General features: G+C 34.4%; 18 protein-coding genes, 2 tRNA genes and 1 pseudogene. 3 read left to right on the top strand and 18 right to left on the bottom strand.

Features of this window, described 5'->3' with window-relative positions:
* Positions 1-7 precede the first annotated feature (7 nt).
* The 10 genes and pseudogenes from B8977_RS11065 to tamL (B8977_RS11025) all read right to left on the bottom strand — a co-directional run bounded on the left by B8977_RS11065 (position 8) and on the right by tamL (B8977_RS11025) (position 10,842).
* The gene (locus tag B8977_RS11065; RefSeq protein ID WP_084017781.1) at positions 8-2,419 is read right to left on the bottom strand and encodes a TonB-dependent receptor; all 2,412 of its coding nucleotides are present in this window, start codon (positions 2,417-2,419) and stop codon (positions 8-10) included.
* A 56-nt stretch (positions 2,420-2,475) separates the two neighbouring features.
* Entirely contained in the window at positions 2,476-3,234 is a 759-nt protein-coding gene (locus tag B8977_RS11060; RefSeq protein WP_084017780.1) for a methyltransferase family protein, read from the bottom strand.
* Between the two features lie 52 nt (positions 3,235-3,286).
* Positions 3,287-4,570: a sensor histidine kinase gene (locus B8977_RS11055; protein WP_084017779.1), complete on the bottom strand. Its 1,284-nt coding sequence runs from the start codon at positions 4,568-4,570 to the stop codon at positions 3,287-3,289.
* Complete coding sequence (locus tag B8977_RS11050; RefSeq protein ID WP_084017778.1) at positions 4,567-5,241, bottom strand: response regulator transcription factor; 675 nt, start codon at positions 5,239-5,241, stop codon at positions 4,567-4,569. Before B8977_RS11050 ends, B8977_RS11055 begins: the two co-directional genes overlap by 4 nt.
* Before the next feature lie 132 nt (positions 5,242-5,373).
* Positions 5,374-5,777 (bottom strand): annotated as a pseudogene (locus B8977_RS15345) (IS1 family transposase); the annotation flags it as partial.
* A 141-nt stretch (positions 5,778-5,918) separates the two neighbouring features.
* A tRNA-Leu gene (locus tag B8977_RS11045) sits at positions 5,919-6,005 on the bottom strand.
* Between the two features lie 27 nt (positions 6,006-6,032).
* Positions 6,033-6,105, bottom strand: a tRNA-Gly gene (locus B8977_RS11040).
* 50 nt (positions 6,106-6,155) lie between these two features.
* A complete protein-coding gene (gene accD / locus B8977_RS11035) occupies positions 6,156-7,016 on the bottom strand; it encodes an acetyl-CoA carboxylase, carboxyltransferase subunit beta (RefSeq protein ID WP_084017777.1) in 861 nt (286 codons plus the stop codon).
* Between the two features lie 33 nt (positions 7,017-7,049).
* Positions 7,050-8,120 carry a class II fructose-bisphosphate aldolase gene (gene fbaA / locus B8977_RS11030; RefSeq protein ID WP_084017776.1) on the bottom strand — a complete coding sequence of 357 codons (1,071 nt, stop codon included), beginning with the start codon at positions 8,118-8,120 and terminating at the stop codon, positions 7,050-7,052.
* Positions 8,121-8,244: 124 nt separating this feature from the next.
* Positions 8,245-10,842, bottom strand: a complete 2,598-nt coding sequence (gene tamL, locus B8977_RS11025) for a translocation and assembly module lipoprotein TamL (protein ID WP_084017775.1) — start codon at positions 10,840-10,842, stop codon at positions 8,245-8,247.
* Between the two features lie 5 nt (positions 10,843-10,847).
* On the opposite strand from tamL (B8977_RS11025), the gene B8977_RS11020 reads away from it, so the two are divergent.
* Both B8977_RS11020 and B8977_RS11015 read left to right on the top strand, forming a co-directional pair.
* Complete coding sequence (locus B8977_RS11020) at positions 10,848-11,585, top strand: RNA methyltransferase (protein WP_084017774.1); 738 nt, start codon at positions 10,848-10,850, stop codon at positions 11,583-11,585.
* Positions 11,586-11,651: 66 nt separating this feature from the next.
* Positions 11,652-13,007 (top strand): serine hydrolase domain-containing protein, encoded by a 1,356-nt coding sequence (locus tag B8977_RS11015; protein ID WP_084017773.1) that lies wholly within the window; start codon positions 11,652-11,654, stop codon positions 13,005-13,007.
* Positions 13,008-13,016: 9 nt separating this feature from the next.
* On the opposite strand, the gene B8977_RS11010 is transcribed toward B8977_RS11015, so the two are convergent.
* From B8977_RS11010 to B8977_RS10995, 5 genes are all read right to left on the bottom strand, one after another.
* Positions 13,017-13,274 carry a SemiSWEET transporter gene (locus B8977_RS11010; protein ID WP_084017772.1) on the bottom strand — a complete coding sequence of 86 codons (258 nt, stop codon included), beginning with the start codon at positions 13,272-13,274 and terminating at the stop codon, positions 13,017-13,019.
* A gap of 7 nt (positions 13,275-13,281) precedes the next feature.
* Positions 13,282-13,596 carry a hypothetical protein gene (locus B8977_RS11005; RefSeq protein WP_084017771.1) on the bottom strand — a complete coding sequence of 105 codons (315 nt, stop codon included), beginning with the start codon at positions 13,594-13,596 and terminating at the stop codon, positions 13,282-13,284.
* Positions 13,597-13,761: 165 nt separating this feature from the next.
* Positions 13,762-13,932, bottom strand: coding sequence for a lmo0937 family membrane protein (locus B8977_RS15020; protein ID WP_143736471.1), 171 nt, complete (start codon positions 13,930-13,932; stop codon positions 13,762-13,764).
* 80 nt (positions 13,933-14,012) lie between these two features.
* Positions 14,013-16,343 (bottom strand): translocation and assembly module lipoprotein TamL, encoded by a 2,331-nt coding sequence (gene tamL, locus B8977_RS11000; RefSeq protein WP_084017770.1) that lies wholly within the window; start codon positions 16,341-16,343, stop codon positions 14,013-14,015.
* A complete protein-coding gene (locus tag B8977_RS10995; protein ID WP_084017881.1) occupies positions 16,343-21,349 on the bottom strand; it encodes a translocation/assembly module TamB domain-containing protein in 5,007 nt (1,668 codons plus the stop codon). The genes tamL (B8977_RS11000) and B8977_RS10995 overlap by 1 nt, the downstream gene beginning before the upstream one ends.
* Before the next feature lie 237 nt (positions 21,350-21,586).
* Between B8977_RS10995 and B8977_RS10990 the strand changes: the two genes are divergently transcribed.
* Positions 21,587-22,246 carry an HAD family hydrolase gene (locus B8977_RS10990; protein WP_084017769.1) on the top strand — a complete coding sequence of 220 codons (660 nt, stop codon included), beginning with the start codon at positions 21,587-21,589 and terminating at the stop codon, positions 22,244-22,246.
* An 11-nt stretch (positions 22,247-22,257) separates the two neighbouring features.
* Here B8977_RS10990 and B8977_RS10985 read toward each other — a convergent pair whose 3' ends face one another.
* From B8977_RS10985 to B8977_RS10975, 3 genes are all read right to left on the bottom strand, one after another.
* On the bottom strand, positions 22,258-22,968 hold the full coding sequence (locus B8977_RS10985; protein ID WP_143736470.1) for a hypothetical protein: 711 nt from the start codon (positions 22,966-22,968) through the stop codon (positions 22,258-22,260).
* Positions 22,969-22,983: 15 nt separating this feature from the next.
* Positions 22,984-23,445, bottom strand: a complete 462-nt coding sequence (locus tag B8977_RS10980) for a 5' nucleotidase, NT5C type (protein WP_084017880.1) — start codon at positions 23,443-23,445, stop codon at positions 22,984-22,986.
* A gap of 520 nt (positions 23,446-23,965) precedes the next feature.
* On the bottom strand, positions 23,966-25,795 hold the full coding sequence (locus B8977_RS10975; protein ID WP_084017767.1) for an ATP-binding protein: 1,830 nt from the start codon (positions 25,793-25,795) through the stop codon (positions 23,966-23,968).
* Between the last annotated feature and the right edge of the window lie 3 nt (positions 25,796-25,798).

Raw genomic sequence — 25,798 nt, 5'->3', positions numbered from 1 at the left:
CTTTTTTTTAAAACTTGTAACTATATCCAATCCGAACCACCTGTGTTTCATAATAATCATCACTGGTATAGCTAAAACCTGAACCCTCTATCTTTCTCTTTATAACCATTGTATTAAATAAATCATTGGCATTTAAGAAAATTTCTCCTTTCCCGTTTTGAATTGATTTTTTCACACCCGCATCCAATGAATATCTGAAACCTATTTTTCCCTGCGGAATAATATCCGGTGCCAGGTATGTAGCTGATATTTGTGCATCCCAATTTTTTGCAAATCGAAATGTATTGTTCAGTTTCAGATTTCCTGAAATAGCTGTTTGTTCGGGCGCGGAATATATGTTAGGTTCAGGATATAGGTTTTCCACTGTAAAGGAATTGATTTGATTTCTGTAAATATTTCCATTGAAATTGAAGGAATAAATATTCGATATTTTCTGATTCCAAATAGTCTCTATACCTGAATTGTAACTTCTTCCTGCATTTTGAAATATAGCATACACCAGAATATTTCCCGGAACGATGCTGGAAATTCGTGTAATAGTTCCATCAGCAAACCGATGATAAAGAGCACCATACAAATGACCTGAACTCCATGTATTTTTATAGCCTAATTCTATGGAATTTGTGAATTGAGCGCGCAGACTTGGATTTCCGACTTTAATAATTTCAGCATCATCATATTTGGGGAAGATTCGGATGTCAACCTCATTTGGACGGTCAACTCTTCGGTTGTAGAAAATTGAAATTTTATTATTATCATTGAGTTTATAAGCTAAACGAAGATTAGGAAAAGGTTGCGTATAGTCATAACCATCACTTTTATAAGTATTGTGGTTTGCATCCACATCATATCGAATTTTCACATACTCCAGACGTAAGCCTAATTCTGCCTCCCATTTTTCATTTTCAAAAACATAATTACCATATACAGCAGGTATCAATTCTTTATAAGTTGCCTGACCATCTGCATCCAGATCCATCACTGAATTTTCTCCCGGAAAGAATTGCATATCGGTTGGAATACTCCTATTTCGAAATTTAATCCCTGCTTCTAAACGTCCATATTTCAAAGGTTTGGAATAATCTAAATTAAAATCATAAACCTGCTCATCTGCCAATAATTTGAAATCATCCCAACCTGTAGAATTAGGCAAAAAATTATCATAGAAATACTTCTCATCTTCCCTATGAAATGTATAATTGAAAGCAATGTTCAATTGATGTCCTGGTTCATCAAATTTATGTTGGAATGAAGTTGAAACCATCGCAGTAGTAAGCACTTCATCCTCCAAAAACTGCCAAAGTCTTTTTCTTTCAGAATAGTCTGCATTAAATATTGGCTGATCTCCTTTGTCTATGATTTTTTCATTTCCGTACATACCTGATATAGTCAATGTATTTTTATCATTGATGTACCAGTCAATTCCCGTATTTACTGTAAGATAATTTGTGTTTCTATTGCGTTTAAATTGCGAATGAAGAACAGTTCCGTCATCATAAGTTCGGGTTACATATTCATTTTTATTAAGTGTTTCTGTATAAAGATTATCCGCCTGTAAAAAGAAATTGACCTTGTCTTTCCTATAATTAAGCGAAACCGAAGGATTAATTTTTGGAGTTAAAGTGTACTGCGGTCTTATTGTTGGAAGGTTTTCTTTTCTCTCCCAAAGCGAACCCAAACCTGTGGTCAGTCCAACTTTACCATTCCATCCATTTTTCTTGTTTTTTTTCATGATGATGTTGATGATACCTGCATTACCATTTGCATCATATTTTGAAGATGGATTGTTGATGATTTCAATTTTATCAATCGCCGATGCAGGGATGTTTTCCAATCCTTTCTGGCTTCCAAAACCCGTCAATGATGTCTGCTTTCCGTCAATCAAAACAGTAATTTTATCACTTCCCCTCAATTGTACTTTCCCATCGTGTATAGTCACGCCGGGTAGATTCTGCATACTTTGCAAAACAGAACCTCCGCTTTGACTGATATTGTCTTCTAATGAATAAGTTTTTTTGTCCAATTTATTGCTTACGCCACTGACTGCGCCTGTAATGACTGCACTTTCTAAAACGGTTAATTCTTCGTTAAGTTCAAAGACAGGTAATTCTATAAATTCTGATAGACTTCCAACATAAATGGATTCTTGTTTCGTTTCAAACCCTAAATATGATATTTCAAGTATGTAATTTCCCGGTTCGATTTCAGGTAATGAAAATCTACCCTCTTCATCTGTGACTGCTCCTGAAATAATTATTGGTTCTTTTTTGCTGAATAAATCAACATAAGCATAGGGTAATGCAGATTGATCTGATTTACTTTTGACAGTTCCTGAAATCGTAACTGACGGTACCTGGGCATAAGACACCGCAGAAAATGTCATGAAAATAAAAATTGCTAACTTTAATGATTTCACCATTCTTTTTAATTTTTGAGCAAAACTGCAAACCAATTTTGAAGAAATTTTGAATCAGGTTATCTTCCACTTTCATTTAGGATATTTGTATGTTTTTTTAAGTATTTCAAGATTAAGTACAAAAAGAAGGTTGCTATACACACTAGGATTAAGAAATAATCAAAATGCGTATGGCGTTCGATTAATTCTCCAATTACATCAAAAAATGCAAAAATCAAAAATACAGCCGCCAAACCGTTTTTTTCTTTTTTCAGAACTTTCTTCCAACTAAACTGAAGACCGGGTTTTACAAAATTTTTAAATTTTAAGTTTGGAATGAATGCAGGTGTTTTTTCAGACCATTCAATATAATTTTCACCAAATTTCTTTCGTAAAAATTGTTCCTCTGCAAACATGATTCGCTCATAATACACCCAGTAAAAAAGACAAAAAATAATCACAAACCAAATATTACCGCAGAGAAGAGCAATTCCCAACCACATGAAAAAATTCCCTAAATAGAGTGGATGACGCACAAGTGAATAAATCCCTGTCGTATTGATACTATCTGCTATTTGCTCTGTTGTGTTTCTGCCCGAAGTGTTTGCAGATGTATGCCCGACTGTGTAAATTCTGATTACCAAACCAAATAAACTGATAAATAGACAAAGCCTCTCAAAATAAATCTCGTAGGGAGTCTCTTCCAGAAAAAATGTTTCGGGATATAATTCTGTCCTCAGGTAAAAAACTGTACCAATCAGTAAAATAATTATCGGCAAAAAACTTCTGTATGTAAAAAGCCAGTTGCCTTGTTTTTCAAATTCTTCCTGTAATGCCATTGTATTTATTTTGATACAAATGACTGTTTCAATTTAGAAGAAATTTTGAATTTTAAAAATGAACAGAAAAAATATGATAATTATTTTCAAATTGATAATTCACTTTCCAATGATGAAGTTTACATATCTCATCAATAATTGATAATCCTAACCCACTCCCACTATTGTCCTCTGACAATTTTGAAAATCTTTTGAATAATAAATCAGCATTAAGTTCCTTTTCTCCCGAATTTCTCACTTCAAAACCAGATTGCGATAATATTACCTGCATCGAGCTTCCCACTAAAGTATGTCTAACAGCATTGACCAAAAGGTTATTAATCAAAACTTCTGTCAATCCTATATTTCCTTTTACTGTTATGTCTGAATTAATATCAATCTCGATATCTATATTTTTCTCTCTGAAATGTTCCTGAAGCCCTTCGATACTTTGATACAACAGACTATCAAATCTGATAAATTCAGAATTATCAAACTGATTGTTTTCAATTTTGGCAAGCAATAATAGATTTTTATTTGTTCTTGAACTTCTTATCAGAGCTTTGTTCATCTCTTCTGCGATATGATATTGCCGTTCGGTCAAATCATCGCTTTGCAGTAATATATCCAATTTATTCTTTAGTACAGCCAAGGGTGTTTGCAGTTCATGGGAAGCATTTTCAGTAAATTCTTTTTGACTTTTATAGGTAATAATACTATGTTGGAGCAATTTATCCAAAGTAGCATTCAGTTCAGCAAATTCAATGGTATCTGTTGTCTGAAAATCAATCCTCTGCTGATTATTTAATTCAAATGATTTTAATTTCTGTAAAGTGTCCTGAAATGGTTGCCATAGTTTTTTGGAAAGTTTCCTATTTAATATCCAGAAGCCTATAACTAATATCAGAAAAAACAAGAGAGTAACCATTGCAATGTAACCGACAGTTTCTTCGGTTTCTTCAACATTGGTTTCAACTATCAATATATAGTTTTGATTATTGATTTCAATGTTGGTTTTCAAACCGCGAAAACGATCAACAGATTCTTTCGCAGAATATGGATTTTGTCGTCTAATGGTATAAAAACTATCTTTTAGAAACGGTTGTGCTGTAAATTCAATTCTACTTACTGGTTGGATTTCATTCCAAAACTGAATACTTTCAGTTAATTTTTCATCACTAATATTCTGTTCATTAAATTCATTTTCAATCCTTTGAGCAGTAAGTTCATTGTTTTCATCTAATTCTTTAAGCCAGATCCAGTCAACTAAAAATAAATAAGACGGAATGCTCAATAGAAACACAATAAATGCAAATATAGTAAGCTGTCTGAGTGATTTTTGTAATAAATTTTTCATCCTTCCCATTTATATCCAGTCCCGTAAACCGTTTTTATATGCTGCTCTCCACTGGCATCGCTTAATTTTTTTTTCAGATTTTTAACGTGCGCATATACAAAATCATGATTGTCGAGCATATCTGCAAAATCTCCTGAAAGATGTTCTGCCAATGTACTTTTGGATAGCACCCGGTTTTTATTTCCAATGAAATAAATAAGTAAATCAAATTCTTTTTTGGTTAGTGAAATGGATTCCCCGTTAATGGAAACGGACTTTCCCAATAAGTCTATTTCTAATTCCTCCTGCTTTATGATGTTGGAATTATTAAACTGTTTTCTACGGATAATAGAATAAATACGTGCATTTAGTTCCGATAAATGAAATGGTTTGGTAAGGTAATCATCAGCTCCAATATTTAGCCCCATCACTCTATCATCTAATGAGTTTTTTGCTGAAATAATAATTACCCCGTCCTGTTTATTTTCTTTCTTTAATTCTTCTAAAATTTTCAGTCCATTACCGTCGGGAAGAGTTATATCCAGTAATATACAATCATAATTGTATCCCTCTATTTTTTCCATAGCTTGCGCAAAGGTGGATACAGACTCACACAAATACTTTTCTTCTGAGAGATATTCAACTATACTTTTAGAAAGTTCTTCTTCGTCTTCTATGATTAGTATCTTCATTTAACAAATTTAACATTTCAATTTAGAAGAAATTTAGAATAAATGAAAATCTAAATTTTCTATTTTTCAATTATTAAACAATCTTAATACTAACATCATCTACAATACTTTGGAAATATTGAAGTTTGAATTTCAACTCCAAAAGTAAATTTTCAGAATTGAATTCAACATGATTATACTTTTCGAAAAACAAATTGTTCTGCGGTTCACTCTTTTCAATGAGTTCTGAGTGTCAAGAATTAGAACTAATGGCAAAACGAGTTATTTTATGAATTTCTTTTTGGATTAAAGATTTATAGCTTTTAAGTTTATCGGTAAATATTTTCTTTATCTCTGAGAGATGTAAAGTTTCAATGACTGATTTCAAAGTTTGATTGGTTCTTCTTCCGATATTGAATGAAACTATCTTCTTACTTATTCATTCCAATGCGTAGACAATCCAGATTCTTTTTTCTTTATTTCCGATTTTTATAAGTACAGAGTTCATCGACTTCATATTCTTTTCCCAATGACATCATAGGTGATTTGATGTTTTTTATAAATATTAAATTAGTGATAATCAGATTTGAGTTTTGATGAAAGTGGTAAATCAACATGTTGATACATTGCCCAGATTTACAATGAATTAGCGCCAAACAAAAACAGGACAAACAATCAACCTGATCACTTGTCCTGTTTGGTACCCCAGGCGGGACTTGAACCCGCACGCTCTAATGAGCACAGGATTTTAAGTCCTGCGTGTCTACCAATTCCACCACCAGGGCTTAGGGTACTTTTATTATTTCAATTTGAGCGAGAAACGGGACTCGAACCCGCGACCCCGACCTTGGCAAGGTCGTGCTCTACCAGCTGAGCTATTCTCGCAAACGGGATGCAAATATAAACAAACCTTTTATTTAAAAGCAAAATTTAAATTATTTTTTTGAAATATTTTCAGGCATCAACATATTGATAGAATCGGTCAACTGCTTTTTAAGCATTTTGCGGTGTACAATCATATCGATGAAGCCTTTTTCCAAAAGAAATTCAGAAGTTTGGAATCCTTCTGGTAAATCTCTACCTATAGTTTCTTTTATAACACGGGGTCCTGCAAATCCGATCAACGCTCCCGGCTCTGCCAATACCAAATCTCCAATGGATCCAAATGAAGCTGTAATTCCACCAAAAGTTGGATTCGTCAAAACGGTAATGTAAGGGATTTTTTCGTCTGAAAGCTGTGATAATTTGGCTTCTACTTTTGCTAACTGCATCAAGGAAATCGCTGCTTCCATCATACGCGCACCACCTGATTGAGTGATCAATACGTAAGGAAGGTGATTTTTAATAGCATAATCAATCGCTCTCACGATTTTTTCTCCCATTACCGAACCCAAAGAACCTCCGATAAATTTGAAGTCCATAGCAGAAACCACTACTTCTCTTCCGTTCATCTTTCCGGTTGCATTGCGGATGGCATCTGTCAAACCGGTTTTCTTTTTTACATCTTTCAGACGGTCTTTGTACTTCTGCGTATCTGCCCAATTCAGCGGATCTTTGCTTTCTACTTTGGCATCTAATTCTTTGAATTTGGCTTCGTCAAAAAGAATTTCAAAATATTCCTGACTGCCTATCTGTACGTGAAAATCATCATCAGGACTTACATAAAGATTTGCCTTTAATTCTTCTGTACCTATGATTTTTCCACTTGGAGATTTGTACCAGAGTCCTTTTGGAACGTCTTTTTTCTCCTCGGTTGATGTGGTTATATTTTTTTTATTTCTTCTGAACCAAGCCATTTTTCCTTTTTCTTCTTTATTATTAAAATATTTTTATCCAAGTCTTCCAACGTTGTTCAAATCTTCAAATGCCTGGATCAATCTTTTCTTAAATGTTACTTCACCTTCTCTCACCCAAACACGTGGATCGTAGATTTTTTTATTCGGTTTGTCTGCTCCGTCCGGATTTCCGATTTGGGCTTTTAAATATTCTGATTTCGAACCGAAATAATCTCTGATTCCTTCCATGAAAGCAAACTGCAAATCGGTATCGATATTCATTTTGATAACACCATATCCAATTGCTTCTCGGATTTCTTCCAATGTAGAACCAGACCCGCCATGGAATACGAAGTCAACAGGATTGGTTTTCGTATTAAATTTCTCCTGAATATATTTCTGAGAATTATCTAAAATTTTAGGTGTCAAAACTACATTTCCTGGTTTGTAAACTCCGTGAACATTTCCAAATGCAGCTGCTACCCAGAAATTGTTACTTACCTGTTTCAATTGCTCATAAACATAAGCAACTTCCTCAGGCTGTGTATATAACAATGAATTATCAACACCACTGTTGTCAACGCCGTCTTCCTCACCTCCGGTAATTCCTAATTCAACTTCCAAAGTCATATCCACTTTGTCCATTCTTTCCAAATATTTTTTAGAAAGTTCTACATTTTCTTCCAAAGGTTCTTCGGAAAAATCCAACATGTGTGAACTGAAAAGTGTTTTACCTGTTTGTTTGTAATAAGTTTCGTTAGCATCCATCACACCATCGATCCAAGGCAAAAGATTTTTTGCGCAGTGGTCTGTGTGTAAAATAACTGTTGCTCCGTAAGCTTCCGCCAAAGTGTGAATATGCAATGCACCTGCAACTGAACCTTTGATGGCTGCGAGCTGATTTTCACCTTTTAAACCTTTGCCTGCGTTGAATGCTGCACCACCATTTGAAAACTGAATAATAATTGGTGAATTTACTTCTGCTGCGGCTTCCATGGCTGCATTTACAGTACTTGAACCAATTACATTACAAGCCGGAAGTGCATATTTATTTTCTTTTGCATCCTGAATGATTTCTTTTACTAAGGAACCGGTTGCTACACCGGCAGGGAATTTTCTGCTCATAGTTGTTGTTTTAAAAGATTGTTTGAATTGCTTTACAAAACTAATTATTTTTTTGTTTAAAGTTCAATGTTTGAAGTTTAAAGTTGATTTATCAGTGTAATTCTGAAATATCATTAATTCAAATTTAAAAAGGATAATTGATACCAAATGCCAGTCGCGGGCGCAAAATATTGAAATCGTTGAAACGCCATCTGTTTCCTTCTTCGAAAGATGGATCATGAATTTTATAAGCGAAATCTGCTCTGATCAAAAAATAAGTCAAGTCCAGTCTAAGCCCTAACCCTGAACCTACTCCCATTTCTTTGTAAAAATCTTTGAATTGAAACAAAGAAGGTTCGTAGTCTTTATCGGTTCCCCAGATATTTCCGGCATCGACGAAAAATGCCCCGTTGAAAATGCCTGTAATGTTAAATCTATATTCGGCACTCAAAAGTAACTTCATATTAGAAATCGCAAAAATATCTTCTCCCCCATCAAAACGTGGAATGTCTGCCGGACCCAAAGTTGCTGCCACCCAAGCACGCATATCGTTAGCACCACCTGCGGTATAACTTCTCGAAAATGGAATGAAATCGGCATTTCCGTAAGGCTCAATCAACCCGACAAATGCACGTGTTGCAATACTTGATTTTGGACTTAAATTGAAATATTTCCTTACGTCTAAATCTACTTTAATGAATTGAGAATAAGGAACATTGAACAACATTCCCGATTCTTTCCCCGAAGCCATCTGAGTTTTTTCAAATCCGAATGCATTGTCCAATAATGCCGGAACATTTCCTGCGAGTTCAATCCTTCCACGGAAAAACCAAGGGTGCTTTACCCGGGTTCTTTTGCTTTCGTCATAATTGTATTGATAAATCATGGAAGAAATCAAAACATCTTGCGTGATGGTCTGCTTACGGAAATACATATTTGCAAAAACACTCAGGTCTCTTGCTCCAGTTTCTTCATCCAGTGAATTTAAAAAACCCACATCATTTAAGAGTAGATTGATGACTTCATCATCAGAAATCAAATTAGCATTATACTGAATACCAACGTTTTCATCATAAATAAAATATTGGCCAAACATATTATCCCTGATCCCTCTATCTGCAACAAAAACATCAAAATATTTTTCTTTCTCGAGATTTGTGATGAACTCAGTATTGAAAATACTCAGACGGTGTTCGTGGGTATCGCGAAATGAAATATTATAATCCATTCCAGTGCTATAAGTTACACGACCCAATCCTATATTCCGCTGAACACCGGCTCCTAATCTCAAATCAGTTTGTTTGAAATATCTTTTCGGAAAAACGCCGTCGAGATTAAAGGGAAAAACCAAATAAGGAAATTTCAAAGCCGTGTTGAAACTCATTTCAAATGCATTGAAAAAAGTTCCGTCATCTGAGAATTTTTCGTTTACATTTCCTAAAGTTCCTCTGAATGTGGTTTCCAGATTTTCTCCGCCTCTGAATAAATTTCTAGCCAATAATGTTACCCGCGGAGAAACACCAAAATTCATAAATTCCGACCAAGACAAATCTGCTCCGTAGAATAAATCATATTTCTTTTTGGGGGTGATGTAAATCTTGACATTTAACAAAGAATCCAAAGCCACAGAATCAGTGAATGCTACCAGATTTACCCCTTCTCTTTTTAAAATATTTCTTTTGGTTTGAACTTCTGAATCGTATCTGTATAAACCTTTTTCTCTTACCACCATTGCGTCTGTAAAAAATTTCGGTCGATGTTTCATTTCCGGATTGACATAATGTAAATGATAACCTTCGTAAATTGTATCAAAATATTCCGGTTTTGGCTGCCCGCTTGGTACAGGACCAGAATCAGGATAAATATGAATTTGATTGTATCTGTAGCGTTTAAATATTTTGTTCAAATGAGTGGAATCTGATTTTTTTTCTGCCGGAATGAGCAAAGTCACATCCAATGCTTTGTCACTGTGTGTTGTATCAGCGGTAAATTCCACATCATTACCCAAATCATTAAATTTATAATAACCGCGGTTTCTCATCATTTCGACAATTCTGTCTTTTTCCGCAACGAAATCATCCATGTCATAACGATTTCCTGATTTTACGTTGCTCCTTTCAATTGTTCTTTCATAGATTCCTTTGACAATAGTATCAGTAATCTGAGTTTTGTAAGAATTGATAAATGATGCCTCCCCGGGATTAATTTTATAATTAACCTGTCCTTTTTTAGAAGAGCTGTCCAAATTGTGCGATGACTGCACATGGGCATCAAAATAACCTTTGTCAAAATAAAATCCCTCCAGATTGGTTTCAGAGAATGCTGACATTGCAGTATCTATTATAACAGGTGGTTTTCCTGAATTATAAATGAATCTTTTTAGCCAGAAATTTCTTCCTACATATTTCTCTAATCCGTTTTTCAAAAACAAGCTATCCAGAGATTCCTGCGTTCTTTTCTTTTGGGTCAAATCATAATATTCCTCAAAAACCGTATCCAATTCTGCAGGATTCATATTGTATAAAAGAAGCTGAAATGGAATTATTTGGAGGAATTTACTATTGGGACGTTGTTTTACATAATCTTGAAGTTCTGATTTGAATGGTTTTTCTTTTCCATCAAATTCAAATTTATTTTTAGTCAACAAAAATTCTCCTTCAGGCACTTTTTTGGTTGTACTGCAACTGTACACAATCAACAGAAAACCGATGAATAATATTATCTTTGTGGTTAGATACCTCATTTCAGATGTTAACTAATAGTGATAGCAAGCTAATCAATTCGCTTGTCAAAAAAAAATTTAGGCAAAAATATAACAAGTTCACGGTTGAAGGTGTTAAAATCATCGACGAACTTATTAAAAGTCCTTTCAGGATTGACAAAATTTATACCACTTCGGCAATATTCAATTCAAAATCGGTTGAGCAAATTTTAATTTCTGAAAATGAACTCAAAAAAATCAGCCAGCTAGTCCAGCCCAACACCGCTTTAGCCTTGTGTGAAATCCCTCAGCAAAAAAAAATGAATTTAAATGGATTGGTCATCGCATTGGATGACATTCGCGATCCGGGAAATTTGGGAACCATCATCAGATTGGCGGATTGGTTTGGAATTGAGCAGATTATATGTTCGTATGAAACGGTGGATATCTACAACTCTAAAGTAATTCAAGCAACAATGGGTTCTTTTTTGCGCGTTCAGGTCAATTATGTAGATTTAAAAGAAGTTTTTTCAACCTATAAAAATCCGATTTTAGGAACTTTTATGGATGGAAAAAATATTTACAAAATGGATTTCCCAAGCGATGCTATCTTACTAATGGGCAACGAAGCCAATGGAATTTCTGATGAACTGATTCCTTTTGTTTCCCATAGAATCACGATTCCCAGATTTGGAAAACTTCAGCAAACCGAAAGCCTGAATGTCGCTATGGCAACGGGAATTTTATTAAGTGAATTCAATTCTGCACAGATAAAAAAGTCTTAGCAAAAAGTTAAATTTGATTCAGGTTTTTGAGTTTTATATTAAATTGTCCCTCAAAAAGCGGAAAGAATGAAAGAATGGATGTGGGCGATGATTGCCATAATTTCCTTAACACTGATAAATTGTAAAAAAACAGACGAAAACTTAAACCTAACTTCTACAGAAAAATACAAAGATTCGATTCCAAGATATGATTCACTCAATTGGGCAAACGAATTTGAATTTGCATCTACAAATCTTATAGATAAAGCAAATAAATATGGTTTACTTGACCGTTTTTACAAAGAATTTTGGCTTCATAAAAATGTAAGTGGCGGATTTCTCGTAGCCCAAAACGGAAAAATTTTATACGAAGGATATTCAGGCTTTTCAGATATCGGAACAAAAAAAGAACTTACATCTGAAACACCTTTGCACATTGCATCCATAACAAAAGTCATGACCGGACTTGCCATCCTGAAATTAGTTGAAAATAAAAAATTAAAACTCAACGACAAAGTCGATGAATACCTGAAAGGATTTCCATATGAGGATGTTACCATTCAGGATCTGATGAGCCACCGAAGCGGCCTTCCTAATTATTTACATCTTTCTGAAGACAAAAAATACTGGGACAAAACCAAAATGATGACCAATGAAGATGTTTTAAATGTTCTAATTAATTCAAAACCAGAAGCAATGGCAAAAGCCGGAAAAAAATTCTATTACAATAATACCAACTTCGTTTTATTGGCTTTAATCATAGAAAAAGTAACGGGAATGAAATATGCCGAAGCCATGGATTATATGATTTTCAAACCGTTGGGAATGACCAATACTTTTGTGTTTGATTTCAAAAAAGATTCTGCAAAAGTTTCCAAGTCTTATGAATACAATGGAAAAGAATGGGCTTATGACCATCTTGATGCCACTTATGGAGACAAAAATATTTATTCAACTCCAAGAGACTTGCTCAAAATGGATATTGCGATGTATTCCGATAAATTTCTTCCGAAAAAATTAAAAGAAGAAGCTTGGAAAGGTTACAGTTACGAAAGCAAAGGAGTAAAAAATTATGGATTGGGTATCCGTTTGATGGAATGGGACAATGGCAACAAAATTCTTTACCATAACGGTTGGTGGCACGGAAATAATTCCACTTATGTACGTGATTATCAAAACCAAACTGTAATCATTGCTTTGGGAAACCGCAGAAACCGTACGATTTACAGTACGTTTAGGTTGGTCAGTTTATTTGGAGATTATCCGTTCCAGAGTGCGCTTGAAACCGGTTCTTCCGGTTCCACAGGAGCTGAAGATTCTTTGAATCAGCTTCAAAAAGAAATTGACAGCACCAAACAGAAATCCATCAATGACAACCTCAAAAAGAACAAACAGGAAATTGATTCTTTAAAGCAAAAAAAGAAAGTTCTAAAAAAGAAATAAAATAGAAAATTAATTTTTGTGTTTAAATTTAAAAACACAAAATGCCAAAATTAAATTGACTAAAATGGCAAAGGAATTGGACAAAATTATAGGCCATTCACCTTTCATAAACCCATACCAAACCCAAAGTGAAAGCCCTGTAATCAAAACGCCAAGCATAAGACCGGAGATGTCTTCCACATTTTTTTCTTTGATAACTTTGAGGAGTTGGGGCACCATCGCTACGGAAGTCAAAACGCCTGCTGTTGTACCGATGATGTCTTCCATATTGTGATTAGATTTTGTTTTTCTTTAAATCCAGCAATTTTTTAGCGATAATTGGTGCCGCAATGGTCAAACCTATCGACAATGCAACTTTACCCACTTTCCCTAAATCTATCTTTTTGGACTGTTGAGAAGCAAGGAATTTCAAATTGTCACGCGTAGTTTCGTCTATTTTAGATTTCTTTTTTTTACCACCTAATAATTTGTCAATCATTGCAAAAATCCAATTTTCCTTCAATTCACGATCAGTTTCGACCATTTGTAATTTAAGGTCGGATTTTGCTTCTCTTAACTGGGCTTGGGTGTCGATGTGTTTGGTCTGCATAGTTTCGAATTTTTAATTAAACTTAAAATCTATCTATTTCATACTTAATTTATTCAGAACCAAATACCATTCCAAAGGAAATATGATTGATTTGAATTAATTCTAAAAAAAATTGCGTCAGATAGTCGACCTGACGCAATTTTTCATTTGTTCAAAGTAAAATTATTAATCAAGCGGTTTGCGTCCTGAAATAATATTGAACAAAACAACGATCACTGCAATTACCAATAGTATATGGATCAAATTTCCCATGCCCATTCCTCCACCGACTCCCATTAATCCTAACACCCAAATGATAATACATATTACAGCTACTAACCAAAGAATACTTCTCATATCTAATGTTTTTAAAGTTTACATGAGGTTTATATTCAACTACTTTGCCAAAGTTATCTGAAAAAAAATAAAATGAATTGTTAGAACGGATATCCGATTGCAATATTAAGAATCAAATTGTCTTTTCGCCAGTCACTGCTTCCGAAATCGATTTTATCAAAAGTCCAGCGATCGCCTTTTTCATAGTAAGGAACACGCAAAGGCATTGCCAAATCCAATCTCAAAACCAAAATCGAAAAATCCAAACGAACACCTAACCCCGCTCCTACTGCTATTTCGCTCATCCATTCGCTTGAAAATTTAGCACCGGGACGTTGTGCATCTTCATTGACTAGCCAGATATTTCCCGCATCGACGAAAGCCGCTAAATTCAGAAAGTTGTATACATTAAAACGGTACTCTGCATTGAGTTCCAATTTCACATCACCCGATTGGTCAAAGAAAAATGCATCTTCTTCCTGGCTTCTTGGATCATAACTTCCCGGGCCTAAAGTTCGTGCACGGAATGCTCTGATGCTGTTGCTTCCACCTACAAAAAACTGACGTGAAAAAGGTATATCAACCGAATTCCCATATGGATAAGCGACTCCTGCGATAATTCGCGAAGCAAACGAACTTTTTTCACTGAATTTATGATAAAACCTGAAGTCATTTTCCATTTTTAAATATTGACTAAACGGAACATCAAAAATGGTTTTCTGGTCTCCTTCTTTCGCATTGGCTCCCGAAAGTAAACCCGTTAAATTCCCTGCTAAATCCAACATTCCACGGTAATAAATCGTATTTTTTCGAGGAAGCATCGTCGTTGTATAAGTATAAGCATACGTTGGCCCGAAAATCAATTGCTGATCTGTAATTCTACTTAAATAAATATTGTCTGCTGCAAGAGCTAAAAATTTATCAGTTTCGTTTGCAGGAGCAACATAAGTGATATCGATGATTTTCAAATCATGTTCTTTTCTTTCGTTTTCTTTCCAAACATACCCAAATGAAGCGTTGAAATTATTGAGTGTGTATAGATCTGTACGGTTCTGGAATTCATATCCTATACTGATATTAGTTCTGGGAATGTAGGCACTGGATGATGGAAAACGAAAAGGTGCGATGATTCTGGGAAAAGACAACTGCGCATTGGCTCCTGCACGAAACATATTTGCTGCATCTGCTGGCCCTCCGATTTGTACATCAAATGCACCATAAACAGCAACTTTCAATTGTTCTGCACCACGGAAAATATTTCGGTGTGTCCAGTTTAAATTTAATTCACTTCCTGCGTAATTGGCTGAATTTGTCCTACCCAAAGCTTCTAAACGCAAAGACTGAATCTTGCGCGGCGTGAGCATATAGTAAACATCGAATTTATTATTAATTGAATCCGAAACAACAAATTCATTTTTGACAAATTTGAAAACGCCCAAATTAATCAATCGGCTCAAAGAAAGATTATGGTCGGCACGGTTGTACAAATCTCCCTGTTCAAAATACAAAACGCGGTCAAAGATTTTGGGTTTGAATTTATCATCAGGATCAACTACAAAAATGTCTTCGTAAACATAAGGCGCAAGCGAATCGGCGCGCATTGGCACATTGTATTTTCCGTCTTTTACATCTTGGATATTGTAGTTTGGGAAGACAATTACTTTGTCAATTGTAAATTGTTCTGTGGCGAGTTTCGGTGTATTATCTTTGAGTTTTACATTCAAATCTACATTGTGATTTGTCGTTACTGTGCTGTCTGCCTGCACGATGATATTGTCCGGACTGAAATAATAAAATCCGTTTTCTTTTAGGTTTTTATCAATTCTTTCACGTTCCGCTTTAATTACATCAAAATCAAAATAATTTCCGACTTTCAAAAAAGATTTGTCAGCTGTTTTCTGAATTTCTGAATTAATTAAAGTTGAATCTTTTTCAAAATTAACTTCGCTGATTTTATATCTCGTCCCCGGACGAACGGTGTAAATCACTTCCGCTTTTTTGTTTTTGGCAACCGTATCGTAAGAAGCATTTACATTGAAGAATCCTTTGTTTTCGGAATAATTTTCAATGATATCTTTGTTAAATTCTCTATCTACATCCTGCAACAAAACCGGCTCCTCTCCTATTTTGTATTTCAGCCAATAGCGAAACCCTTTTTGCTTTTCCGGTTCTTTCGTTGAATTGTAAAAATATAATTTCGGACGAAGTCCTAAAATGGTAGAATTGGGTTTTGGCGTTAGATTTTCTTCTAACTCAGCTTTCAATGCTTTCTTTTCCTTGTTGGAAATCGAATCATCTTCAATCTTAATTTCCGCTCCGGTATAAAGCAATTCACCGTCCTGAAGATATTTGGTATTGCTACACGAATGAATCAACAACGCTAATCCGGAAGCGAAAAAAAATCTCAGGTATTTATGAATCATTTTTGCCATTATTTAAAATCTATCACTTCTTTTTTAGTTTTCTTGTCCTGCTCCTGTTTGGATTTTCGGAAAATTTCTTTGAATTGATCATAATCCAAAGTGATGATAAATCCAACTCCCGTTTCCACAATCTGCCCCTGCAAGGCAACCTGATACTCATCTTTGCGATAAGCGCGAAGCATGTATCTGCCGTCTCTCGATAAGCTGTAATCTATAGTCACATTTCCGGCTATGTTGGTTGTATTTTCATTTTGACGAGCCTCCCCTTCTACTCCAAAATTACTTCCGACCGAAACTTTCAGGCGGTCGTTGAGCAATCTTTTACTTACGTCAACATTCAAATCAGTTCTGGTATTTTTCTGTCCGGTTGTGTAATCTTCGCTTGATTCCAAATCAAAATTTAAATCTACACCTTTGATCAAATCCGCACTTAAATTATTCAATTGCTGCGAAAGAATTTTACTTACACTTTGTCTCGCCATCATTTCTGCCGAAAGTCCCGCACCGCTTTCGAAAGGATTTTCTCCTACAAAACGATTTAACAACAATAATGCAAAAACCTGTTTGTTCATTTCTGATTCTTCTTCGCGAAGCATTGCCAGTTTTGCGTCCACACCATCCTTTACCAATGTAGAAATGGAACTGTTTTCTTCATCCGTTGTAATGTCAAAAGTGATTTCGGGTTTCATCAATTCACCTTTCAAAATCAACAATGTATTGAATGGAATTCTTTGTTTGAACTGATTCATTTCAGAAGATTCTAAATTTGACTGCTGTTCAACTAAATCAATCGGTGCAGCTTCGGTTTTATAAATTGCGGTGATGTCTAAAGTTGCCGCAGTTGGCTCGCCTGTCCAGGTAATTGTACTTCCTTTTTGGATGTCAAATCTACGTTTCAGTAAACTTACCGAAAGTTCATAACCGCCTTCTTCTACCTGATAAACACCGACAAGTGTTGTTTTTCCGGAAGGGTCGATTCCTCCTGTCAATTCCGCTTCGCCTTGTAATTCAACAAAATCTCCGTTGGCTTTGTCGATGATGATGGATAATTTGGCTTCTTTGTTAAGTTCAATGTTGACATTTACATCCATTCCTGTGAAATTGGTTTGAGAATCCAAAGCATCTTCAATGGTTTCATTCAGAACCGGTTGGTCTTTGTCAATGAATTCAACAATTCCATCTCTTTCCTGCAAGGAAGGCGAAGATTGTGGCAATACAAAAGTAAAATCTGTATCATTTGAAACCGCTAAAGTCCCGTCCACTTTGGGTAAATTCAAATCACCGCGAATTTGTAAATCCGTATCAATTGCCAATACACCGTACATCATGGCATCATTATTTTTCTCAGAATCAACCACTTTGAAATCTCTCGAATAAATATCTAATCTGAAAGCAAAATCACGGTAAGTTTGCGTCAGAATTTCTCCATCAATATTGAGGAAATTTCCGTCTTTATCATTGATTTGGAAGTCATCAAAATCAATTCCTCTTCGCGTAAAGTCAATCTGATCTCTGATTCCTCTGAAATCACTTCCGGTCTGTGCAATTTGCAACCCGACATCGTTAAATCTGATGTATCCCAAAATCACCGGCGCATCTGTATTTCCAGTGATATTTAATTTACCTGAAAGATAACCTTCGGTTTCTTTGATGGCATTCATCGAAAATCCCTGAATGCTTTGCATTTGAATCTGATTGATATCCATATTCAGGTCAAAAGTACTTTCTGCAGTATTGTAGTTTCCAAGAATTCTGACGTCATTGTTATTTCCGGTCAATGCTACATCAGCATTCAAAAGGTTTTCAGAAGCATTGTCAACTTTTATCGCAATGTCACCGATTTGGCTTCCGTAAAATCTGAAATTGGTAATATTTAAATCTGAAGTAAAAGTCAGATTTTCCGTTAAATTTTTCAACTGCACATTTCCGTTAATCGTTCCCTGTGCCAGAAGCGAATCTTTTTTAATCATCTCGGTAATCGTTTCGATTTCGAAATTGGTAAAATTCACATTCAAAGGACTGTTCTGTTCGTTGCTTTCTGACTGAACTAAAATTTCATTTCCACTTTTTGAAATCCTAAAATTATCCGCGAAAATTCCATTTTTCCCAAATTGAATTTTATTATTTTCAGCGACCGTCCAATCCATATAATTTAATTTTAAACCATTTGGATTCAAAGAAATTTCTGTGATTTCATCAATCGATTTTACGTTTCCGGCTATCAGAAATTGATCAACGTCTTTGTCGTCTTTTTTGGTAATGTTATAATTAATGATATTGTCCGCAATATCGCCACTGACACTAAGTTTATTCAGCGCAAAACTTTCGCTGTTAAGTCCTGCAACATTCAAATCATATTGCAATGCCTGATTTTCATTTGTGATTTTTAAAGATGTATTTTCGACTGAATATTCGCCATAAGCAACTTGTGGAATTTGTGCATCCAATTCAATTTTCTGCAAATCTGCATCGTAATTTCCGGTAATGTTGATGGTTTGAAAACTTTTTAATTCAGGAACAAATTTTCTGATCAAATCATCATCTTTGATTTTTGCATTCAAAGTAAAATATTGTCCCGAATCAACTTTCGTCAGACTATCTACAGGCTGAAACTGATAATATTGATTAACCGTTCGCTGCAACGAGCCAAAAATCTGTGTGATTTTGTATTTTCCTTTCAATTCTAAATCTGCAATTTGAGAAGTAAAATTTATTTTTGTTGAATCAGTTGTGGATACGGCATTTAAAGTCATTTCCTGAATCGGGAAAATATCTTTTGTGTCTGACAATGCAAAATTCTGAAGATTTAAATATCCATTCAATTCGTCAGGATTTAAATTGGTAAAATCCGCATCAATTTTTCCAGCAAGAATCATAGGTTCCGCATAAAACCCTAATTTGTTCAAATCCAGTTTTGTAATTTCTCCGTTTACTTTTACAGTTGGGTTTGTTTCGTTATAAGCTCCCGAAGCAATCAGATTCAAATCGGCATTCGGATCATTAGAATTCAGTTCTATATTGTAATTTCCATTGTTGATTTTTCCTTTTAAATCTAAATTTTTATAACGGTAACTATTGTAATCAAAATAAGCAACTTTTCCTGTCAAATCAGCATTTGCTCTTGTAAAATCAAAGCTTTCGCCTTTCGCAGAAATCTGTGCCGAAATTGCGCCTAAATCTTTGTTCTGAATAATTTTTCCTATTTGAAGATTTTGAAGATTTGCTTTTACATTATACAATTCGCGATCTTTTCTACGCATATCGACATTCGCAATTACAGAAGCATTTCCGAGAGTAGAAGTCAGTTTCAGATTGGCATCGATGACTTCTGTTGTTCCTTTTGCTTTTCCTCGAACCGTGAAATATGAGGGCAGAGAAATGTTGGACGGAATTGTATTTTTCGGAACCAAATTATAAATCAATTTGGCAGATGAAGAAAGTTCTTTGATGTTTAAATCGTAATTTAAATTTTCAGGATTCATCGCACTTTTGATTCGTCCGTTAGCATCAATTTTCAATTTATCCAATCCTGAAACTTTCAGATTATGAATCAATAAATCGTTTACAATTCCGGTTAATTCGGCATCTATATTGAGCGTCGCATTTGGATATTTATTAAATGGAACGGTATTTTTCAACGAGGGAACGAGCATCAAAATATCTGCAAAAGAAACTTTTGATTTTCTGATATCGGCTGAAATTTCCACATTTCCTAAATCTTCGCTTAATTGGTTTATTGAATTATAATTAAGAACAATTTCATCTCGTAAAATGGTTTTCGGCGTTTGCAGGTATAAATTTTTGAGATATGCTTGCTTTTCTTCGTAAACGAAATCTGTTTCAAATTTTTCGATGTTCAATCCACGGTTTTCCTGAATTTCAGCTGACTCTACGCTTCCCGTAAACTGGTTATTTTCCATTTTGAAATCCTGAACTTCGAGATTTAATTTTGAAAAATTCAAATGATTGAAATCCATTCCTTCTTTTGTCGACACAATTGCAGTGTTGTTGTAAATAACTTTTACATCTTCCAAAGTCAATTTATCCAATAAAATTTTCATTGGATTTACGGAAGTTTCAGTTTGCGTTTCTTCTTCAACTTCAGAATTAGGATTTTCTGATGGTAAGTATAAATTTGCATTGATATTTGCACCGGAAAGTAAAAGATTATCGATGTCAAAAGCAGAATTCTCTAAATCCAATTTGTTAATTCCCGTACTCAATTCTTTGAAAATAACTTTTGCAAAAGTTTTGGTATTGTCATCGCCGTAGTCAATATCGAAATTGGTCAGTTTTATTTTGTTTAAATCAATTTTCAAAGGATTTTGCCGGCTCAAAGAATCAACCGTTTCTTCAACATTTTCTGCCACTTCAGCTACTAAATCTTGTTTTAACTTCAATTTTAAACCATCTATATTAATATCATTGACGGCATAATTATTTTGTTCTAAATCAAAAGTTTTGACACGAGTATTGAAAGATTTGAAATATAAATTAATGTCATTTTTTGATTGTTGATCTTTGAAAGTTACGCCAATATCCTGCAATTTAATTTTATCCAAAGAAATGATAAATGGCTTGGACTCCTCCTCTTCTTCTTTTGTAGCAAAAGCATCAATGATGTAATCAAAATTGAAAGTTCCATCTGGTTTTCGAACCACATTGGCACGAATTCCTTCCAAATCAATTGAAGTAATGTCGGCTTTGGAATCGAGCAATTTCCACATATTTAACCCAACATCAAAATCACGAACCGATAAAAGTGTATCGACATCTTGCCCCTGCAAATAAAGGTTTTGCATAATGACACGATTGGGAAAAGCAATATAAACCTTTTCTAAACTGACTTTGGTTTGAATTTTATCTTCGAGATAAACGACCAATTTGTCTTTTACGAAATTCTGAACTGCGGGAATCCTCAAACTCAAAATGAGTAAAATAATAAGAATCACAATCGTTAAAATTGTAATCCCAATGCGTTTCAGTACTTTTTTTGTGTTGAATTTGAATTTCAAAGCCCAGATTTTAACAAAGATAATTTCCTTAACCAAGTTAAACCTTTCAAAATTGATACCACTTTTGTTAAAATTTAACAAAACATACAGAACTTGCTTTCTTCTGAAATTTAAGTTTGTGCGTAATTTTGCTCTTCCAGTTTCATCTCCTACTTGGTATATGTTATAAAAATTATATGAAGCTATAAAATTTCTCAGGCTCAAATACTATTATATTTGTTGAACTAAAATGAGAAAATGGCACTGAAAGCAGTTTTGTTTGACATGGACGGCGTGATTGTAGATACGGAACCTTTGCACCGAAAGGCATATTATAAAACTTTCGAAGGTTTGGGAATTTATGTTTCGGAGGAATTGTATTCAACTTTCACGGGCGCCTCTACACAAAAAGTTTTCGAGACCATCATCGAAAAATTTAACCTGAAAAATTCTACCGATGAATTAATGACTGGCAAGCGTGCTGCTTTTAAAGATTATTTTTACAATGATTTGGAATTTGATTTGGTGCCGGGCGTGCGGGATTTGATTCAACATTATTATCAAAATGATGTGAAATTGGTTTTGGCTTCTTCTGCTACTCGAACTACCATTGATATGGTGTTTGAGAAATTTGGTTTGGAGAAATATTTCACTGGAAAAATTAGCGGCGCAGACTTGAAAGCATCCAAACCTCATCCGGAAATCTTTTTGTTAGCAGCTGAAATCGCTCAAGAATCCAAAGAAAACTGTATGGTCATCGAAGATTCTACGAACGGTATTCTGGCTGCGCACCGCGCAGAAATTTTTTGCGCGGGATTTAAAAGTATGAATACATTTCAACAAGATTATTCGCTAGCTAATATTGTCGTTTCTGATTTTAATGAATTGGAATTGCAAAAAATTTCAAAATATTTTTAGAATTTATAGATTTAATTATTATCCTTTTTCTGTTTCATTTTTTCCATGCGAGTCTCCATGTCCGCTGACCATTTGTTTAATTTAGCCTCGTTCCAGAACCATTTTCCCGGCAAAGCATACATTGCTAAAAATAAATAGTACAATGCTCCGGCACAAATAGCTGTTTGTGGTTCATCAAGAAAAAGTCCGCCGTGTGTTTTGGCCTGGTCATATCCGATGCGTGTGAGATTTACGTCATTTAATCCAAATTCAGGTAAAACTGAACTTCCAAAAGCAACTCCAAATAACAAAAAGAAATAAGTCATGGCAGCAAAGACTGACCGTCCGATTTGTTTGTTTTTCAAATTTTCATCTACATTGAAAAAAGCAAAACGCATCCGGTTGAATACAGCAAACATATAAATGTAAACTACCAGATTTCCGCCACCAATTATACTATTAAATGCCCAAGCAAACAAACCATAAGCAGGAACGAAAAGAAACAACGAAAGTTTGCGCGGCATCACAGCCATAAAAACACCAGAATGCACCATAATGAATTCGAAACCCATCAATGCCGCCATTTGGAAAATCTTTTCAGCATCTCCTATTCCCGGTTGCATCCACAATTTGAAATATTGATAGGACATAAATGCCATCATGATAAAATCTACAAATGTAAAGCTCGGCTCTAGCCTTTCGAGGATGGAAGATTTTTTATTTGCTGAATGAAATGTTTTCAAAATATAATTCTAATATTAATTTTTAGGAACTAAATAATTTAGAACACTGTCCCAATCAGGAAATTTCGGTTCAAAAATATGAATATGCTCACCTGAGAATTCGGCAGCACCATTTTTGGTGCGGTCGTCAATAAGGAAATCACCTTTGAGTAAGTCTTTGCGGTGAGTTAGGATTAGTTTTTTATAAAGAGAAGGTAAATGACGTTCGACCCAGATTCTTTTCTGTGACCAAGCATGAATATTGCCCCAAGGCGCAGTAGAAAGTATAAAAACATCATAATATTTTTCCAGTTCTTCGATTGCTTCAATTGCATGAAGCATTGGTGGGGCATTTAGAAAAACGGTTTCGGAATTATCTATAAGCTCATCTATTCCTTTGTAATTTTGATCATCTGCCTTGAGTTCACGTTCGACTTCAAGCATTAAATCCACAACCACACCATCTAAATCGATGTATAGAATTTTCTTTTTTGACATAAGTTTAATGAATTCTAAAAGTAATAAAATTGAATTTGATTCAAAATGATAATGATTTAAATTTAATGAAGTATAAAATTTACAATCTGAATCAGCCCAAATATAACTCAAATTTTGAGACAAAAAAAGCGCCATTCGTCTTACAATAGTGCCATTTGTAATTGCAGAGAGGAAGGGATTAAACTGTTTTAGTTATAATAAATTGAAATAAAATTAGTTACATAAATAAAATTGAATGTTATTTAGAAAAAGGGACGCAAAAGGGGACTTATTTTTAAATTTTCAACTTAGGCAGTTGAAATTGTGATTACTTTCTATACCATACAGAGCTGTTTATTTATCTATCTTAAAACATTGTTTACTCTATTTCCAAATAGTTCGTATTTTCTCAACACAGTTTGCAAGGTATTTTTTTTATATAAACTCAGAATAGCATTTGAATATCTAAAATTAAAAATTTTACCATATTATAGACTCAACCGCTTTTCGGTTATTGCTTGTTAATTAGAGATCAATTGTTTTATTCTGATTTTTTATATGCCTGCTCTGGGTGATTTGGTAATTCAGAATATTTTCTGCTTAATTTACCATCTTTTACCAGTTGATTGATTACCCTATTCTTTAAATGTTTTTCGGTTCTATCTACATAAATAGCAATTTCTCTAATTGTTTTAAAATCACTTTGACAGAAAAATAATATTTTATCAGTTAATTTTGAAGAGGAAGTTTTGATGGAAATTGAAGTGTCCACATTTGAGGTGTCCACATTTGAGGTGTCCACATTTGAGGTGTCCACATTTGAGGTGTCCACATTGAAATTTTTATTGAGATGATATGTGGTCCATCTTCCGCTGTTTTCAGATATTAAATATCCTTTTTTACATAAATCTTGCAACATTTGAGTAATATCAACTTTGTGTCTTTGTAGATTATTTTGCAATCTGTTATTAGTTATTTCACCCTCAATTTGACAGAAGGATAGGATTATTAATTGATCCTTCCCAATTGAAATAACATCTTCTCCAAAGATTTGCTTCAATTCAGATAAGGTTTCTTCTGGAATCATACTGAACATTGGCAAATTCAACTCCACTCTATCAGGTTGTGTAAAAGTCTCAATATAAGGTCTTCTCCAGTGAGCATACTCCCAACCCGACATAATCTTATTGACCCCACTTCCTGCTTTTTCAGCACTTCCCATCATCATAAACATTTTTTGAAGATTAGGATTTCTACACTCACTTATTCCTCCGCTATAATATTGATATTTGGATACTAAAAGAGTTCCCGGATTAGAAAAAGTATATCTATCCTTTCTCATTTCTATTATGATATTTCCGGGGGCTGAATAATCAGTATGAACTAAACTATTTACAAATGCCTCTCTCAATGCAATATGAGTAGGGGTTTCATCTTTTCTTCTTCCTTTCTCGATTTGAAAAGGTTTTGGAAGTTTTGATGATATTATAGGCCAAACTTTCATATAAAATTCAAACAGATTAGCTTCCCAAGTACCATCAGGATATACACGGTCTGTCCATCGTATATTTTCGTCATCTGATAATATTTCTCTGAAATCTGGAAAAAAATTAGGAGCACACTCTCTATCAGTTATACTTGCCTCTTTTCCGAACATCACAACACCTGCTAAAGTAATCCCTTCAATTTTAGTAGTTCTATCAATCCTATACCCTCCAAGTTTTCTTAACAACTCTTTATCATCCAAAACTAACCAAGGATGCGACGAATTATTAGCAGAAAAAAGTTGGCGGTATTTCTTCAAACTATTCAAATCAATATCATTTAAAGTGAAATTTTCCAAGATACGACTGTCGTGATGCAATGTAGTATCGGCATCAGCTAACATCCTCCTTACCTCAGCATCTGTACACTTGTAATCTCCTTCAAAATTTCTCTTATATGTATTTTTAAAGGGATTTTTAGTTAAAAAAATAGGCTTCTCATTCCGTTTTGCTAATGGAATATTAAATGCAAGTAGTTTTTTCCCTTCCGTTTCCAGTACTCTTACATCCTCATTTCTTAAAAGATTAATGTTGACCGTATCGGGGTTATTTACAGAATTCCAAAAATCTATTTGAATTTTTTGGATATTTTCATTTGTAAGTCCATCAATTCTCAAAACTCCAATTTTTTCTGAAACACCCAAAATGATAATACCCCCCGCAGTATTTGCAAAACCTGAATAGGTTTTCCAAAAATCATTAGGAAGTCCACCTTGTGCCGATTTGTATTCTAATTCTTCAAACTCAGTATCAGGAAATGCCTCTACAACGGAATGTATAATCGGTAAACCATTATAGTCAAATAAATCTAATTGTCTTGCTTCCATAAG

Origin of the sequence: Moheibacter sediminis (assembly GCF_900176425.1) — a bacterium.
GTDB classification, from domain to species: Bacteria; Bacteroidota; Bacteroidia; order Flavobacteriales; family Weeksellaceae; genus Moheibacter; species Moheibacter sediminis.
The sequence above is the reverse complement of the archived record's forward strand: the minus strand, read 5'-3'. Positions and strand labels throughout refer to the sequence as shown.

What these genes read in the sequence shown, in the direction of transcription:
- B8977_RS11065 (WP_084017781.1), bottom strand. Translation starts at nt 2,419, where the DNA reads ATGGTGAAATCATTAAAGTTAGCAATTTTTATTTTCATGACATTTTCT.
- B8977_RS11060 (WP_084017780.1), bottom strand. Translation starts at nt 3,234, where the DNA reads ATGGCATTACAGGAAGAATTTGAAAAACAAGGCAACTGGCTTTTTACA.
- B8977_RS11055 (WP_084017779.1), bottom strand. Translation starts at nt 4,570, where the DNA reads ATGAAAAATTTATTACAAAAATCACTCAGACAGCTTACTATATTTGCA.
- B8977_RS11050 (WP_084017778.1), bottom strand. Translation starts at nt 5,241, where the DNA reads ATGAAGATACTAATCATAGAAGACGAAGAAGAACTTTCTAAAAGTATA.
- accD (WP_084017777.1), bottom strand. Translation starts at nt 7,016, where the DNA reads ATGGCTTGGTTCAGAAGAAATAAAAAAAATATAACCACATCAACCGAG.
- fbaA (WP_084017776.1), bottom strand. Translation starts at nt 8,120, where the DNA reads ATGAGCAGAAAATTCCCTGCCGGTGTAGCAACCGGTTCCTTAGTAAAA.
- tamL (WP_084017775.1), bottom strand. Translation starts at nt 10,842, where the DNA reads ATGAGGTATCTAACCACAAAGATAATATTATTCATCGGTTTTCTGTTG.
- B8977_RS11020 (WP_084017774.1), top strand. Translation starts at nt 10,848, where the DNA reads ATGTTAACTAATAGTGATAGCAAGCTAATCAATTCGCTTGTCAAAAAA.
- B8977_RS11015 (WP_084017773.1), top strand. Translation starts at nt 11,652, where the DNA reads ATGAAAGAATGGATGTGGGCGATGATTGCCATAATTTCCTTAACACTG.
- B8977_RS11010 (WP_084017772.1), bottom strand. Translation starts at nt 13,274, where the DNA reads ATGGAAGACATCATCGGTACAACAGCAGGCGTTTTGACTTCCGTAGCG.
- B8977_RS11005 (WP_084017771.1), bottom strand. Translation starts at nt 13,596, where the DNA reads ATGCAGACCAAACACATCGACACCCAAGCCCAGTTAAGAGAAGCAAAA.
- B8977_RS15020 (WP_143736471.1), bottom strand. Translation starts at nt 13,932, where the DNA reads ATGAGAAGTATTCTTTGGTTAGTAGCTGTAATATGTATTATCATTTGG.
- tamL (WP_084017770.1), bottom strand. Translation starts at nt 16,343, where the DNA reads ATGGCAAAAATGATTCATAAATACCTGAGATTTTTTTTCGCTTCCGGA.
- B8977_RS10990 (WP_084017769.1), top strand. Translation starts at nt 21,587, where the DNA reads ATGGCACTGAAAGCAGTTTTGTTTGACATGGACGGCGTGATTGTAGAT.
- B8977_RS10980 (WP_084017880.1), bottom strand. Translation starts at nt 23,445, where the DNA reads ATGTCAAAAAAGAAAATTCTATACATCGATTTAGATGGTGTGGTTGTG.
- B8977_RS10975 (WP_084017767.1), bottom strand. Translation starts at nt 25,795, where the DNA reads ATGGAAGCAAGACAATTAGATTTATTTGACTATAATGGTTTACCGATT.